Origin of the sequence: Burkholderia sp. HAN2018, assembly GCF_024704855.1 — a bacterium.
Classification (GTDB): domain Bacteria; phylum Pseudomonadota; class Gammaproteobacteria; order Burkholderiales; family Burkholderiaceae; genus Burkholderia; species Burkholderia cepacia.
In genome coordinates this window covers 17,413-32,605 of the sequence record NZ_QOBB01000065.1, presented here as the reverse complement: position 1 = coordinate 32,605, position 15,193 = coordinate 17,413, and the positions used below count along the sequence as shown (strand labels likewise).

General features: G+C 66.4%; 12 protein-coding genes. 10 read left to right on the top strand and 2 right to left on the bottom strand.

Features of this window, described 5'->3' with window-relative positions; all coding sequences use genetic code 11:
* Positions 1–85: 85 nt before the first annotated feature.
* Positions 86–619, bottom strand: a complete 534-nt coding sequence (locus tag DPV74_RS18470) for a class IV adenylate cyclase (RefSeq protein WP_027788723.1) — start codon at positions 617–619, stop codon at positions 86–88.
* A gap of 170 nt (positions 620–789) precedes the next feature.
* Positions 790–1,689: a LysR family transcriptional regulator gene (locus DPV74_RS18465; protein WP_060062259.1), complete on the bottom strand. Its 900-nt coding sequence runs from the start codon at positions 1,687–1,689 to the stop codon at positions 790–792.
* Between the two features lie 183 nt (positions 1,690–1,872).
* On the opposite strand from DPV74_RS18465, the gene DPV74_RS18460 reads away from it, so the two are divergent.
* The 10 genes from DPV74_RS18460 (at position 1,873) to DPV74_RS18415 (ending at position 14,889) form a co-directional block, all read left to right on the top strand.
* On the top strand, positions 1,873–3,558 hold the full coding sequence (locus DPV74_RS18460) for a GMC family oxidoreductase (RefSeq protein WP_060174947.1): 1,686 nt from the start codon (positions 1,873–1,875) through the stop codon (positions 3,556–3,558).
* Between the two features lie 447 nt (positions 3,559–4,005).
* The gene (locus DPV74_RS18455; RefSeq protein WP_021160426.1) at positions 4,006–4,785 is read left to right on the top strand and encodes an ABC transporter ATP-binding protein; all 780 of its coding nucleotides are present in this window, start codon (positions 4,006–4,008) and stop codon (positions 4,783–4,785) included.
* Positions 4,782–5,537: an ABC transporter ATP-binding protein gene (locus DPV74_RS18450; RefSeq protein ID WP_021160427.1), complete on the top strand. Its 756-nt coding sequence runs from the start codon at positions 4,782–4,784 to the stop codon at positions 5,535–5,537. Before DPV74_RS18455 ends, DPV74_RS18450 begins: the two co-directional genes overlap by 4 nt.
* 76 nt (positions 5,538–5,613) lie before the next feature.
* The gene (locus DPV74_RS18445) at positions 5,614–6,813 is read left to right on the top strand and encodes an ABC transporter substrate-binding protein (protein ID WP_027788720.1); all 1,200 of its coding nucleotides are present in this window, start codon (positions 5,614–5,616) and stop codon (positions 6,811–6,813) included.
* Positions 6,814–6,943: 130 nt separating this feature from the next.
* Positions 6,944–7,828, top strand: coding sequence for a branched-chain amino acid ABC transporter permease (locus DPV74_RS18440; RefSeq protein ID WP_021160429.1), 885 nt, complete (start codon positions 6,944–6,946; stop codon positions 7,826–7,828).
* A complete protein-coding gene (locus tag DPV74_RS18435) occupies positions 7,828–8,802 on the top strand; it encodes a branched-chain amino acid ABC transporter permease (protein WP_027788719.1) in 975 nt (324 codons plus the stop codon). Before DPV74_RS18440 ends, DPV74_RS18435 begins: the two co-directional genes overlap by 1 nt.
* 1,129 nt (positions 8,803–9,931) lie before the next feature.
* Positions 9,932–11,089: an ABC transporter substrate-binding protein gene (locus DPV74_RS18430; RefSeq protein ID WP_021160432.1), complete on the top strand. Its 1,158-nt coding sequence runs from the start codon at positions 9,932–9,934 to the stop codon at positions 11,087–11,089.
* A 200-nt stretch (positions 11,090–11,289) separates the two neighbouring features.
* Entirely contained in the window at positions 11,290–12,345 is a 1,056-nt protein-coding gene (locus tag DPV74_RS18425; RefSeq protein ID WP_119337733.1) for a branched-chain amino acid ABC transporter permease, read from the top strand.
* Positions 12,346–12,349: 4 nt separating this feature from the next.
* Positions 12,350–14,134, top strand: a complete 1,785-nt coding sequence (locus DPV74_RS18420) for an ATP-binding cassette domain-containing protein (protein ID WP_021160434.1) — start codon at positions 12,350–12,352, stop codon at positions 14,132–14,134.
* The gene (locus DPV74_RS18415) at positions 14,134–14,889 is read left to right on the top strand and encodes an ABC transporter ATP-binding protein (protein ID WP_119337732.1); all 756 of its coding nucleotides are present in this window, start codon (positions 14,134–14,136) and stop codon (positions 14,887–14,889) included. The genes DPV74_RS18420 and DPV74_RS18415 overlap by 1 nt, the downstream gene beginning before the upstream one ends.
* Positions 14,890–15,193 lie beyond the last annotated feature (304 nt).

The window sequence follows — 15,193 nt, the reverse complement described above, 5'->3', positions numbered from 1 at the left end:
GCGCGGCCTGACACGGCGGCAGGGCGGCGACGGCGCGGCAGGGCCGGAGGCGGCGCGGGTTGCGCTGCCCCGGGGCGGGGCCGGATCAGGCCGCTTCGTGCTGCGTGTCGGCGTTCAGCAGGTCGACGTATGCGACCGCGACGAGATCGTCCGGCGACACGCCGAGCTTCGCGAACACGTCGTGCGCTTCGGCTTCGCCGCCGGCTTCGTCGTCGTCGGGGCCGAGCACGACTTCCAGTTCGATGAAATCGCCGAGGCCGTCGACGCGGTCGAGATGGATGCGCGTGCGGCCCGCCAGGTACACGTGCCGTTCCTTCGTCACGATCCCGCGCGTGGTCAGCGCGGTGGCGAGCAGCGCGTGCATCGCGTCGGGGTTCGTCACCGGGCTGCGCGTGTAGTACGACGCCTTCGGGCCGTCGCGGTCGTCGCGCTGGTAGAAGATCAGTTCGGCCGGCGTGCCGTCCTCGAAGCGGCGCAGCTTCAGCCGGCCGCGCGGCACGTCGTAGAAGAAATCCTGCTGGCGATAGAAGAGCGGCGCTTCGGTCGCGAGTTTGGCCGCCTGTTCGCGCAGCTGGTCGAATTCGCGGGCGCGGGCTTTGATCTCGATGTTGCGGGCCATGCGGGTCTCCTTCAATCGGGGTCTCGCGGTGTGCGAACGCACAATCTAGCAAAAACGTGGAGACGGTGGCGTGACGGCGGGGGCGGGGTGCGGCGCGATGACGCGTGTCGTGCCCGGCAACGGGATGCCCGACGCCCGACGCCCGGCACGCGCACTTTCATCAGCACCGCTCATATCGCCCACTGCGCTTCGATCAGCCGCAGCGCCGCCGCGATCGCCGGTTCGTCGCGCCGCTCGGCGAGCGTCACGAAGGTGAGCTCGGTCGGCACCGTCACGCGTTCGACGATCGTCAGCGCATGCGCGTGCGCTTCGGCCAGCGCGGTCGAGTCGCGCGCGAGCGTCAATCCGATGCCCGATTTGACGAGATCGAGCATCGACTGCTCCTGGTCGACCTCGGCAACCTTGAGCGGCTGCGCGCCGGCGTCGGCGAAGCGCCGCGACAGCAGCCGGTGGTGCGCGGATGCCGGCGGCGTCCAGATCCACGGCAGCGTGGCAAGCGAGCGCCAGTCGTTCACGCGCTGTACGCGCTCCTTCCAGCCGGCCGGCGCGAGCACGCGGTACTCGAAATGCGTGAGCGTGACGGTGTGGAACAGTGCGCCGTCGAGCGGATCGTCCTCGCCCGGCCGGCCGATGTAATAGCCGACGTCGAGCGCCTGCGTGCGCACCTGTTCGATGACCCACCCCGACATCCCGTGCCGCAGCGCCGTTTCGATCTGCGGATGGGTTTCGACGAGCGCGCGCAGGAAGCCGCCGAGCCGCAGGAAGCCCGGATCGAGGATCGTGCCGATCCGCAGCCGGCCGCGCACCTCGTGCCGCAGCGCAGCAGCGGCGCGCTGCACGTCGGCGGCCGCGGCGAGCGCGCGTTCCGCATGCGGCAGCAGGGTCTGGCCGTCGCGCGTGAGCGCGAGCCCGCGCGACGTGCGCGTAAACAGCGTGACGCCGAGTGTTTCCTGCAGATGCTTGATCTGCAGGCTGACGGCCGGCTGCGTCAGGTGCAGCTGCACGGCGGCGCGTGTCAGGTTGCCTTCACGTGCGACCGTCGCGAACGCACGGAGCAGGGTGAGATCCATCGTCGTGATATGAGCGCGGCTTATAACGCAGTTCAGCATAACTCATTGGATCGGCAGCCGGCAGCGGGAGTACGCTTCATCGGTCGTGTCGCGCGGCCGCCAGCGCGGGCCGCGACGCACTATGCTGAAAATGCGCGCGGCACCGCGCCGCGCGGCGCACAACAACGAAGAAGGGGACACGCCGTGAGTACTCCACGCACGCTCGAAGGCGAATTCGACTACGTGATCGTCGGTGCGGGCACCGCGGGCTGCGTGCTCGCGAACCGCCTGACCGAGGATCCCGACATCCGCGTGCTGCTGCTCGAAGCAGGCGGCAAGGACGACTATCACTGGATCCACATCCCGGTCGGCTACCTGTATTGCATCGGCAACCCGCGCACCGACTGGCTGTACAAGACCCAACCCGAAGCGGCGCTCAACGGCCGGGCGCTGTCGTATCCGCGCGGCCGCGTGCTCGGCGGCTGCTCGTCGATCAACGGGATGATCTACATGCGCGGCCAGCGCGAGGATTACGACAGCTGGGCGCAGGAAACCGGCGACGCCGGCTGGTCGTGGGACAGCGTGCTGCCGATCTTCAAGCGCAGCGAGGACCACCATGCGGGCGCGAGCGACGCACACGGCGCGGGCGGTTACTGGCGCGTCGAAAAGCAGCGGCTGCGCTGGGAGATCCTCGAATCGTTCGCGCAGGCCGCGCAGCAGACGGGCATCCCGGCAACCGACGACTTCAACCGCGGCGACAATTCCGGGGTCGGTTATTTCGAGGTGAACCAGAAGCGCGGCGTGCGCTGGAATACGTCGAAGGCGTTCCTGCGGCCCGCGATGGCGCGCCCGAACCTGACCGTGATCACCGGCGCGCACGCGCAGCGCGTGATTTTCGACGGGCGGCGCGCGGTCGGCGTCGAATATCGCGGCGGCGGCACCGATTACGTTGCGCGGGCGCGCTCGGAGGTGCTGCTGACGTCCGGCGCCGTGAATTCACCGCAGCTGCTCGAACTGTCGGGCATCGGCGACGGCCGGCGGCTGCAGGCGCTCGGCATCGACGTCGTGCAGGATCTGCCGGGCGTCGGCGAAAACCTGCAGGATCACCTGCAATTGCGGATGGCGTTTCGCGTCGAAGGCGTGCGCACGCTCAACACGCTGTCCGCGCACTGGTGGGGCAAGCTGATGATCGGCGCGGAATATGCGTTGCTGCAGCGCGGGCCGATGTCGATGGCGCCGTCGCAGCTCGGCGCATTCGCGAAATCCGATCCCGACGATCCGGCACTCACGCGCCCCGATCTCGAATACCACGTGCAGCCGCTGTCGCTCGAACGTTTCGGCGAGCCGCTGCACAGCTTCAATGCATTTACGGCGTCCGTGTGCCATCTGCGGCCGACGTCGCGCGGCAGCGTGCATGTCGCGAGCGCCGATCCGGGTGTCGCACCCGCAATCGCGCCGAACTATCTGTCGACCGACCACGATCGCCACGTCGCCGCGAACGCGTTGCGCCTCACGCGCCGGATCGCGTCCGCGCCGGCGCTCGCGCGCTATCGGCCCGAGGAAATCCTGCCCGGCACGCAATACCGCAGCGAAGCCGAGCTGATCGACGCGGCGGGCGCCGTCGGCACGACGATCTTCCACCCGGTCGGCACCTGCCGGATGGGGCGGGCCGACGACGAGCGTGCGGTCGTCGACAGCCGGCTGCGCGTACGCGGCATCGCCGGGCTGCGGATCGTCGATGCGTCGGTGATGCCCTTCATTACATCGGGCAATACCAATTCACCGACGCTGATGATCGCCGAGCGCGCGAGCGACATGATCCGTGCCGATCGCCGCGCGGCGCGCGAAGCGACGACGGTGCGAACGGAGCCCGCGGCGACGGCCGCGTGACGGAACGCTGACACGCACGACAGCGGGGCGTCATGATGACGCCCGCTGATTCGATATGCGAAACAAGCTGCCGGTGCCGATCGTGTCGATTGCGTCGCTTCACCGGCAAGATCCATGCAAGCCGTGCAGCCGCACGGCTTTCTTGCTGCGTGCCTGCCGCGCCGTGCGAAGAGACAACGGTCGATGATGCACGTGTCAAAAAAACGTGGCGAAAAACCGAGCACAACCGCGCGCGACATGGCGGCCAGCCCTATAAGTGCAAATCCCGATGATTGCACTGCACCAACGGCGAGACAATGTGGCGCAGTGTGCATACGCGTCGGCGCGGGAGACCACCCTCGAGGCGTAACACGGCGCCCGGGGCAGCCTGCTCATCCGCTGACGTGTTTCGCGGCCGCTTCGCGCGAATCTTCCCGGTGCTTCGCCTGACTTCGTATGGAAGGGAACATGATTCTCGGCGACACGATTCTGGAAACACGCGGACTGACCAAGGAATTCAGGGGTTTCACGGCCGTCAACGGCGTGAACCTGCGTGTGCGTCGCGGTGCGATCCATGCGTTGATCGGACCGAACGGCGCAGGCAAGACGACCTGCTTCAACCTCCTCACCAAATTCCTGACGCCGACGGCCGGCCAGATCGTCTTCAACGGGATCGACATCACCGACGAGCGGCCCGCGCAGGTCGCGCGGCGCGGCATCATCCGTTCGTTCCAGATCTCGGCCGTCTTTCCGCACCTGACCGCACTGCAGAACGTGCGCATCGGCCTGCAGCGCGCGCTCGGCACCGAATTCCATTTCTGGCGCAGCGAACGCACGCTCAAGCGGCTCGACGATCGTGCGATGGATCTGCTTACGCAGGTCGGTCTCACCGATTTCGCGCAGGTGCCGACCGTCGAACTCGCATACGGCCGCAAGCGCGCGCTGGAGATCGCGACCACGCTCGCGATGGAGCCCGAGCTGATGCTGCTCGACGAGCCCACGCAAGGGATGGGCCACGAGGACGTCGATCGCGTGACCGCGCTGATCAAGAAGGTCGCGAGCGGCCGCACGATCCTGATGGTCGAGCACAACATGAACGTGATCGCGGGCATCTCCGACACGATCACCGTCCTGCAACGCGGCGAGGTGCTGGCCGAAGGCTCGTATGCGGAAGTGTCGAAGAATCCGCTCGTCATCGAGGCCTACATGGGCAGCGCCGACGCGGCGCTCGCGGGGGCGCACGCATGAAGCACAGCGAACGGGAGGAACGCGAATTGAGCGGCGTCGAAAGCGGTACGCCCGCGCTGGAGATCACGGGCCTGGAGGCCTGGTACGGGGAATCCCACATATTGCACGGTGTCGACCTGACGGTGCATCGCGGCGAGGTCGTCACGCTGCTCGGCCGCAACGGCGCGGGCCGCACGACGACGCTGCGCGCGATCATGGGCCTCACGGGCCGCCGCAGCGGGTCGATCAAGGTTGCGGGCAACGAGACGATCGGCCTCGCGACACACCGCATCGCGCATTTCGGTGTCGGCTACTGCCCGGAGGAGCGCGGGATCTTCTCGAGCCTGTCGTGCGAGGAGAACCTGATGCTGCCGCCGCCGATCGGGCCGCGCGATCACGCGATGTCGATCGACGAGATCTACACGATGTTCCCGAACCTCGCGTCGCGCCGGCAGAGCCAGGGCACGCGGCTGTCCGGCGGCGAGCAGCAGATGCTCGCGGTCGCGCGGATCCTGCGCACCGGCGCGAACCTGCTGCTGCTCGACGAGATCTCCGAAGGCCTCGCGCCGGTGATCGTGCAGTCGCTGGCGCGGATGATCGTCGCGCTGAAGGCGCGCGGCTACACGATCGTGATGGTCGAACAGAATTTCCGCTTCGCGGCGCCGCTCGCCGACCGGTTCTACGTGATGGAGCACGGCAGCATCGTCGAACATTTCCAGGCGGCCGAACTGGAAAGCAAGATGCCGACCCTGCACGACCTGCTCGGGGTGTGACGCCGCCCCGTCTCTTTCGCCGCTAGCCGTGGCGGCTTCGAACAACCACAACGCATCAGAACAACAGGAGACGTCAATGAAAATGAAGACCCTCGCACACGCCTGTCTCGCGCTCGCGGCGGCCGCGTTCACCACCGGCGCCGCGCAGGCCGCGGATACCGTGAAGATCGGCTTCATCACCGACATGTCGGGGCTTTACGCGGACATCGACGGGCAGGGCGGCCTCGAGGCGATCCGCATGGCGGTCGCCGATTTCGGCGGCAAGGTGCTCGGCAAGCCGATCGAGGTCGTGTATGCCGATCACCAGAATAAGGCCGACATCGCCGCGTCGAAGGCGCGTGAATGGATGGACCGTGGCGGGCTCGACCTGCTGGTCGGCGGCACGAACTCCGCCACCGCGCTGTCGATGAACCAGGTCGCGGCCGAGAAGAAGAAGGTCTACATCAACATCGGCGCGGGCGCCGACACGCTGACGAACGAGCAGTGCACGCCGTACACGGTCCACTACGCATACGACACGATGGCGCTCGCGAAGGGCACCGGTTCGGCGGTGGTGAAGCAGGGCGGCAAGAGCTGGTTCTTCCTGACTGCCGACTACGCGTTCGGCAAGGCGCTCGAGAAGAACACGTCGGACGTCGTGAAGGCGAACGGCGGGCAGGTGCTCGGCGCGGTGCGTCACCCGCTGTCCGCGTCGGATTTCTCGTCGTTCCTGCTGCAGGCGCAGGCGTCGAAGGCGCAGATCCTCGGCCTCGCGAACGCGGGCGGCGACACGATCAACTCGATCAAGGCCGCGAAGGAGTTCGGCATCACGAAGACGATGAAGCTCGCCGCGCTGCTGATGTTCATCGACGACGTGCACAGCCTTGGCCTCGAGACGACGCAGGGCCTTGTGCTGACCGACAGCTGGTACTGGAACCGCGATGCGGCGTCGCGCCAGTGGGCGCAACGCTACTTCGGCAAGATGAAGAAGATGCCGTCGAGCCTGCAGGCGGCCGACTACTCGTCGGTGACGACCTACCTGAAGGCGGTCCAGGCTGCCGGCACGACCGATTCCGACAAGGTGATGGCCGAGCTGAAGAAGATCAAGATCAACGACTTCTACGCGAAGGGCTACATCCGCACGGACGGCAGCATGATTCACGACATGTACCTGATGGAAGTGAAGAAGCCTGCTGAATCGAAGGAGCCGTGGGATTACTACAAGGTGCTCGCGACGATTCCGGGCGAACAGGCGTTCGGGACCAAGCAGGAATCGCGCTGCGCGTTGTGGAAGTAAGCGGGGCTTGGCGGCGCGCGAGTTGCGCGCCGCACGGTGGCGGCCGCAGCGATGTGCCCCGCTGCGCCGCCCGCGTGCGCATCCCGAGAAGGTTGCGCGCGCAACGAAACTCATACTGACGGCTAAGTCGATGGAAATCTTTGGCATTCCGTTGCCGGCGATGCTGAGCCAGTTGCTGCTCGGGCTCGTCAACGGCTCGTTCTACGCGATCCTGAGCCTCGGGCTCGCGGTGATCTTCGGGCTGCTCAACGTGATCAACTTCGCGCACGGCGCGCTGTTCATGCTGGGCGCGATGCTCGCGTGGATGGGCCTGTCGTACTTCGGGCTGCCGTACTGGGCGATGCTCGTGATCGCGCCGCTGGTCGTCGGTGCGTTCGGGATCCTGATCGAACGCTCGATGCTGCGCTGGCTGTACAAGCTCGATCACCTGTACGGGCTGCTGCTCACGTTCGGGCTCACGCTGGTCGTCGAAGGCGTGTTCCGGTCGATCTACGGCTCGTCCGGCCAGCCGTACGACGTGCCGTCGCAGCTGTCCGGCGCCACCAACCTCGGCTTCATGTTCCTGCCGAACTACCGTGCGTGGGTGGTCGTCGCGTCGCTCGCGGTGTGCCTCGTGACCTGGTTCGTGATCGAGAAGACGCGCCTGGGCGCCTACCTGCGCGCGGGCACCGAGAACCCGAAGCTCGTCGAGGCATTCGGCGTGAACGTGCCGATGATGATCACGCTCACCTACGGCTTCGGCGTCGCGCTCGCGGCGTTCGCGGGCGTGCTGGCCGCGCCGGTGATCCAGGTGTCGCCGCTGATGGGGCAGCCGATGATCATCACCGTGTTCGCGGTGGTCGTGATCGGCGGGATGGGGTCGATCCTCGGCTCGATCGTCACGGGCCTGATGCTCGGCGTGATCGAGGGTTTCACGCGCGTGTTCTACCCCGAAGCGTCGGCCACCGTCGTGTTCGTGATCATGGCGATCGTGCTGCTGTTCCGCCCGGCGGGCCTCTTCGGCAAGGAAAAATGATGCAGAGAAAAGTGCTCTACGGCGTGCTGCTTGCCGCACTGCTCGCCGCGCCGTTCATCGGCGCGTACCCGGTGTTCGTGATGAAAGTGCTCACGTTCGCGCTGTTCGCGGCCGCATTCAACCTGCTGATCGGCTATACGGGGCTGCTGTCGTTCGGCCATGCGATGTTCCTCGCGACCGCCGGTTATGCGACCGGTTATTCGATGCAGACGCTCGGCTTCACGCCGGAACTCGGGGTGCTCGTCGGCACCGTTGCCGCGACGCTGCTCGGGCTCGTCGTCGGGCTGTTCGCGATCCGCCGGCAGGGCATCTACTTCGCGATGATCACGCTCGCGTTCGCGCAGATGGTCTATTTCATCTACCTGCAGGCGCCGTTCACGCACGGCGAAGACGGGTTGCAGGGCGTGCCGCGCGGTCACCTGTTCGGGCTGCTCGACCTGTCGAACGACGTCGCGCTGTACTACGTCGTGGTGGCGGTGGTCGTCGCCGCGTGCGCGTTCATCGTGCGGGTCGTGCATTCGCCGTTCGGCCAGGTGCTCGTCGCGATCAAGGAGAACGAGGCGCGCGCGATCTCGCTCGGCTACGACACCGACCGTTTCAAGCTGCTCGCGTTCATCCTGTCGGCGGGCATCGCGGGACTGGCCGGCTCGCTGAAGGTGCTCGTGCTCGGCTTCGAGACGCTGTCGGACGCGTACTGGACGATGTCGGGCCTGGTCGTGCTGATGACGCTCGTCGGCGGCATGGGCACGCTGTTCGGGCCGCTGCTCGGCGCGGCGCTGATCGTCGCGCTCGAAGACCGGCTCGGCGACATCGGCGAAGGGCTCGCATCGGCGACGGGCGTCGCGTGGTTCCATTCGCTCGGCGAATCGGCGACGATCGTCACGGGGCTGATCTTCATCGTCTGCGTGCTCGCCTTCCGGCGCGGCATCGTCGGCGAAATGGTCGCGCGGATCAAGCCGCTCAGGGCCTCCTGAGCGCATGCCGCGCACGTCGCCGCCGGTTGATGCGAAGCACCATCCGGCATGCTCGTGAAGCGCGTCGCAGCGCGCTCGGGGCGGCACCGCGCGGCTGGCTGCTGCCCCATTTTCGTGCGGCGATGCACCATAGGGGTAAATGCTAAGTTGCCGTGGTGCTTAAGCCTCTTTAAGATTCACCCTAGTTCTGATGCACCGCGAAACGAATTTGCAGGTGGAGAACGAGGAGACAATCGAGGCACAAAGTGCCCGGACCCTAAAGCGCTGTTGGACGGAATCCAACAGCGCTTTTTCATTTGGTGCACGAATTTTCATCGATGGTGCAGGCGAACCGCGCTGCATTCCGCGCGCCCGTGTTCTGCCTCGCGTCACTCGCGCATCATCCCGTCCCCCCGATTTCATCCGTTCCTGCCGGTCGATCGCCGCCGGCGCGCAGCCGTGCGCATGCCGTCCGGGCTTACCCGGTTGGCGTGCGCAAAAAGCGTCCGTTACACTCAGCTTTCGCCGACCGTGCGGTCGGGAAAACGGTCGGCAGTTCTCCTACAAGCAAAATGCAGAAGAGGGAGTGCGGTTGGATGAGAAGCGCGGGACGAAGGATCGGGGCGGGAGGGGCGGCTGGCGCCGCTCGTTCGGGGGCGGACGTGCATCGGTATGCCCCGGCTTTCACGAGCCGCTCTGCGGCCGGCATGTGCGTTCCGATGCAATTTGCCGGCACGATGGTCTGTCCGGTCGTTGCGTTCGCATCCGATGCGTCGTTCGCATTCGCATGAACGGCCATTTTTCCGATCCTGCATTGCCCGCGCGTGGAGCCGTATCAGGCCCGGCCGGCCGACCTTCCGGCGATCGTTGCGCCCGCATCGATCGCGTTTCGCGCAGCGCCGCTTTTCTCCGTTCCCTTCATCCTGACGACATTGCCGCCGCGCATCGTGGCGGTCGAACGACCGTTTCGGCACGCGCTGCGGCGCGTGCATGTGCGGTATCGCCGGGGCTCGATGGCGGCGCCGGCGTTTCACGGGAAAACGAGTGTAGGCGGGGCAAGGCGAGATAGTTAAATTATTAACTTGTTTGGAGACCGGGAGCCGCCCGAGCGACCCGTGGCTTTTTCGAGCAGCGTTTGGAGACGACATAAATGAAGATGAATCGATGGATGGAAGTTCTGCTTGCCGCGGGCCTCGTGTGCGCGGCCGCCACGGCGTCGGCGCAGGTGAAGATCGGCGTGACGCTGTCGGCCACCGGGCCGGCCGCGTCGCTCGGGATTCCGGAAAAGAACACGATCGCGCTGCTGCCGAAGGAAATCGCGGGCAAGAGCGTGCAGTACATCGTGCTCGACGACGCATCCGACACGAGCCGCGCGGTGCAGAACGTGCGCAAGCTGATCGACGAGGATCACGTCGACGCGATCATCGGTTCGTCCGTCACGCCGAACTCGCTCGCGATGCTCGATCCCGTGTCGCAGGGCAAGACGCCGACGATCTCGCTCGCGGCGAGCGCGCAGATCATCTCGCCGATGGATGCGAAGCGCGCCTGGATGTTCAAGGTGCCGCAGAACGACCAGCTGATGGCCGACGCGATCGCCGGCTACATGGCGAAGCACGGCGTGAAGACGGTCGGCTTCATCGGCTTCGCCGATGCGTACGGCGACAGCTGGTACAACACGTTCAACGCGGCGGCCGCGAAGAACGGCCTGAAGGTCGTGTCGAACGAGCGCTTCAACCGTACCGACGCGTCGGTGATGGGGCAGGTGCTGAAGCTGATGGGCTCGAATCCGGATGCGGTGCTGATCGCCGGCTCGGGCACGCCGGCGGCGCTGCCGGCGAAGACGCTGAAGGAGCGCGGCTACAAGGGCAAGGTGTACCAGACGCACGGCGTCGCGAACAACGACTTCCTGCGTGTGTGCGGCAAGGACTGCGAAGGCGAGATCCTGCCGGCCGGCCCGGTGCTCGTGACCGACCAGCTGCCCGATTCGAATCCGGTGAAGAAGCCGGCGCTCGGGTACAAGGCCGCGTACGAGAAGGCCTACGGCGCGGGCTCGCTGGCGACGTTCGGCGGCCATGCGTGGGATGCGGGGCTGCTGCTGCAGCGTGCGATTCCGGAAGCGCTGAAGAAGGGCCAGCCGGGCACCGAGGCGTTCCGCGAAGCGCTGCGCGCGTCGCTCGAAAGCGTGAAGGACCTGCCCGTGTCGCACGGCGTGATCAACATGACGCCGACCGATCACAACGGCTTCGATACGCGTGCGCGCGTGATGGTGCAGATCGTCGACGGCAAGTGGAAGCTGCAGGCCGAGTAAGCATCACGTGAAACCGGCGTGCGCGGCGCGAACGGCGCCGTGCGTGCCGTCGGCAGGGTGCGCGGCCCGACGGGTCGCGCCCATGCCGCCTGGAACCGCCGGGGCCCGTCGCCGGGTGCCTGCGCACCGGTCTTGCCGTCCGCGCGCCTCGGCCGTTTCCGTCTTTCGTTTCTCCGCAGCATTCTCGATACACGAAACGTATGGATCTCTCGATTGCAGCGATCCTCGCGCAAGACGGCATCACGACCGGCGCCATATATGCATTGCTGTCGCTGGCGCTCGTGCTGGTGTTTTCCGTCACGCGGGTGATCTTCATTCCCCAGGGCGAATTCGTCGCCTACGGTGCGCTGACGCTTGCCGCGTTGCAGGCGCAGAAATTTCCCGCCACCTGCTGGCTGTTGTTCGTGATGGGCATCGCGTGCTTCCTGCTCGAAGTCGGCGGCCTGATCCGGCATCGCGAACGTCGCCATCAGCTCGGCCGCACACTCGCGACACTCGGCAGCCGCTACATCCTGCTGCCGCTCGCGGTGTTCGCGATCACGCGCAGCTTTGCCGCGCAGCCGCTGCCGATGCTCGCGCAAATCGCGCTGACGCTCGCGATCGTCGTGCCGATGGGGCCGTTCGTCTACCGGCTCGTGTACCAGCCGATCGCCGAAGGCACGACGCTGCTGCTGCTGATCGTGTCGGTCGCCGTCCACTTCGCGATGGTCGGCCTCGGGCTCGTGATGTTCGGCGCGGAAGGTTCGCGCACCAACGGGTTCTCGGATGCGTCGCTCGCGATCGGCAGCATGGCCGTGTCGGTGCAGAGCATCCTGGTCGTCGTGACGGCATTCGTGCTGATCGGCGCGCTCTACGTGTACTTCGGCCGCACGATCGCCGGCAAGGCGCTGCGCGCGACGTCGGTGAACCGGCTCGGCGCGCGGCTCGTCGGCATCGGCACGACCGAGGCAGGGCGGCTCGCGTTCACGTTCGCGGCGGGGCTCGGCGTGCTGTCCGGGATCCTCGTCGGCCCGCTGACGACGATCTACTACGACTCGGGCTTCCTGATCGGCCTGAAGGGTTTCGTCGGCGCGATCATCGGCGGGCTCGTCAGCTATCCGCTCGCGGCCGCCGGCTCGCTGCTCGTCGGCGTGCTCGAATCGTATTCGTCGTTCTGGGCGAGCGCGTACAAGGAGGTGATCGTGTTCACGCTGATCATTCCGGTGCTGCTGTGGCGGAGCTTCGCGACGCCGCACGCGGAAGAGGAAGAGGAGTGACACGATGAAGACGATGGTACGCAACAAGACCTTCTGGGTGTTTCTCGTGGTGCTGTTCGCGCTGCCGGTGCTGCCTGGTGCGCTGCAGGTGCCCGAATACTGGATCACGCTGCTGAACTACATCGGCCTCTACGCGATCGTCGCGATCGGGCTCGTGCTGTTGACGGGCGTCGGCGGGATGACGAGCTTCGGGCAGGCCGCGTTCGTCGGCATCGGCGCCTATGCGACCGCGTTCCTGACGACGCGATACGGCGTGTCGCCGTGGCTCGCGCTGATCGTCGGCGTCGTACTGACGGCGCTCGTCGCGCTCGTGCTCGGCGCGGTCACGATGCGGCTGTCCGGCCACTTCCTGCCGCTCGGCACGATCGCGTGGGGCCTCGCGCTGTTCTACCTGTTCGGCAACCTCGAACTGCTCGGCAAGTACGACGGCATCAACGGGATTCCGGCGCTGAACCTGTTCGGCATCGAGCTTGGAAGCGGGCGCAGCCTGTATTTCCTGATCTGGGCCGTCGTGCTGGCTGCGATCGTGTCGGTGCAGAACCTGCTGAACAGCCGCCCGGGCCGTGCGATCCGCGCGCTGCGCGGCGGCGGCGTGATGGCCGAGGCGATGGGCGTGAACACCGCGTGGATGCGCGTCGTGATCTTCGTCTATGCGGCCGTGCTCGCGGCCGTATCGGGCTTCCTGTACGCGCACCTGCAGCGCGCGGTGAACCCGACGCCGTTCGGGCTGAACCACGGGATCGAGTTCCTGTTCATGGCCGTGGTCGGCGGCGTGTCGCACGTGTGGGGCGCGGTGCTCGGCGCCGCGATCCTGACCGTGCTGCAGGACTATCTGCAGACGCTGCTGCCGAAGCTGCTCGGCTCGGAAGGCAACTTCGAGATCATCGTGTTCGGCGTGCTGATGGTGCTGCTGCTGCAGTACGCGCGTCAGGGCGTGTGGCCGTTCGTCGCGAGGCTGTTCCCGCGTGGGCCGCGCGCGCATGTGCCCGAGCACGCCGATCCGTTGCCGCAACGCGCGAAGCCGACGGCCGGCGAGCCGCTGCTCGTCGTCGACAACGCGCGCAAGCAGTTCGGCGGGCTCGTGGCCGTCAACGACGTCAGCTTCGACGTGAAAGCGGGGCAGATCATCGGGCTGATCGGCCCGAACGGCGCCGGCAAGTCGACCACGTTCAACCTCGTGACGGGTGTGCTGAAGCCGACGGGCGGCACGATCACGTTCCGTGGCGAGCGTATCGACGGGCTCACATCGCGCCAGATCGTCCGCCGCGGCATCGGCCGGACGTTTCAGCACGTGAAGCTGTTGCCGGCGATGACGGTGCTCGAGAACGTCGCGATCGGTGCGCACCTGCGTGGCCGTACGGGCGTGTGGCGCAGCGTCGCGCGGCTCAATGCGCATGAGGAAGCGCAGCTGCTGGCTGAGGCCGCACGCCAGATCCGCCGCGTCGGGCTTGAAAAGCACATGTACGACGAAGCGGGCAGCCTCGCGCTGGGGCAGCAGCGGATTCTCGAAATCGCGCGGGCGCTGTGCTGCGATCCGACGCTGCTGCTGCTCGACGAGCCGGCCGCCGGGCTGCGTTACCAGGAGAAGCAGCAACTCGCCGATCTGCTGCGACGGCTGAAGGCGGAAGGTATGAGCGTGTTGCTCGTGGAACACGACATGGATTTCGTGATGAATCTCACCGACCGTTTGGTGGTGATGGAGTTCGGCACGCGGATCGCGGAAGGACTGCCGCAGGACGTGCAGCAGGATCCGGCGGTGCTGGAAGCGTATCTGGGCGGGGTGGAGTGATGACGGACACGACGATGCCGATTCTCGAAGTGCGCGGGCTGGCGGTCCGATACGGGAAGGTGGAGGCGCTGCACGGCGCGGCGATCAAGGTCGGCGCGGGGCAGATCGTCAGCGTGATCGGCCCGAACGGCGCCGGCAAATCGACGCTGCTGAACGCGATCATGGGCGCGCTGCCGGTGACCGGGCATGCATCGGGTGCGATCGTGTACCGCGGTCACGACGTCGGTGCATTGCCGGTCGAACAGCGCGTCGCACGCGGGATGTGCCTCGTACCGGAAAAGCGTGAGCTGTTCAGCACGATGACGGTCGAAGACAACCTCATATTGGGCGCGTATCGGCGCAAGCAGGCCGGTGAAGCGAACTTCCTCGACCAGCTCGATCATGTGTTCGCACTGTTTCCGCGGCTGAAGGAGCGCCGCAAGCAGGCGGCTGGCACGCTATCCGGCGGCGAGCGGCAGATGCTCGCGGTTGGACGCGCACTGATGGGCAAGCCCGATCTGCTGATGCTCGACGAGCCTAGCCTCGGGCTGGCGCCGCTGATCGTGAAGGAGATTTTTCATATCATCAGCGCGTTGCGCGGGACGGGCGTGGCGACACTGCTGATCGAGCAGAACGCACGGGCTGCACTGCAGATCTCCGATTACGGCTATGTGCTGGAGACAGGCGAATTTGCGCTGGAAGGGCCGGCGGCCGAACTTGCGCAGAATCCACGCGTGATCGAGACGTACCTCGGGTTGGCGAAGAAAACGGCCTGATCGGTGGTGTGGTGGGCGGGAAACGGGCGGCGTGTTTCACGTGAAACACGCCGTTTTTGTTTTTTGGTGAGATGTGACCCCGACACGCGACGGCTAGCGGCCGGGGGATAAGTGCAAGGAAAACAATCGGAAGCTCTGTGCGGCGCGGACGACGATCCGGAGCATCGTTCGCCGATGGCTGTCGCCTGTTCCGCACACTGGGGATGTTGTGCCGGGTCACAGGGGATAAGTGTCGGGCGAACCGTCTGAAATTCTGTGAGGGAGAGGGTGGGTGCGGTCGCACAGGGTGTTCCGTCCAGGTTGC

Bases quoted from the DNA above. Each gene is read 5' to 3' on its own strand.
- DPV74_RS18465 (WP_060062259.1), bottom strand. From the start codon at position 1,689: ATGGATCTCACCCTGCTCCGTGCGTTCGCGACGGTCGCACGTGAAGGC.
- DPV74_RS18430 (WP_021160432.1), top strand. From the start codon at position 9,932: ATGAAGATGAATCGATGGATGGAAGTTCTGCTTGCCGCGGGCCTCGTG.
- DPV74_RS18440 (WP_021160429.1), top strand. From the start codon at position 6,944: ATGGAAATCTTTGGCATTCCGTTGCCGGCGATGCTGAGCCAGTTGCTG.
- DPV74_RS18425 (WP_119337733.1), top strand. From the start codon at position 11,290: ATGGATCTCTCGATTGCAGCGATCCTCGCGCAAGACGGCATCACGACC.
- DPV74_RS18455 (WP_021160426.1), top strand. From the start codon at position 4,006: ATGATTCTCGGCGACACGATTCTGGAAACACGCGGACTGACCAAGGAA.
- DPV74_RS18435 (WP_027788719.1), top strand. From the start codon at position 7,828: ATGCAGAGAAAAGTGCTCTACGGCGTGCTGCTTGCCGCACTGCTCGCC.
- DPV74_RS18470 (WP_027788723.1), bottom strand. From the start codon at position 619: ATGGCCCGCAACATCGAGATCAAAGCCCGCGCCCGCGAATTCGACCAG.
- DPV74_RS18445 (WP_027788720.1), top strand. From the start codon at position 5,614: ATGAAAATGAAGACCCTCGCACACGCCTGTCTCGCGCTCGCGGCGGCC.
- DPV74_RS18450 (WP_021160427.1), top strand. From the start codon at position 4,782: ATGAAGCACAGCGAACGGGAGGAACGCGAATTGAGCGGCGTCGAAAGC.
- DPV74_RS18415 (WP_119337732.1), top strand. From the start codon at position 14,134: ATGACGGACACGACGATGCCGATTCTCGAAGTGCGCGGGCTGGCGGTC.
- DPV74_RS18420 (WP_021160434.1), top strand. From the start codon at position 12,350: ATGAAGACGATGGTACGCAACAAGACCTTCTGGGTGTTTCTCGTGGTG.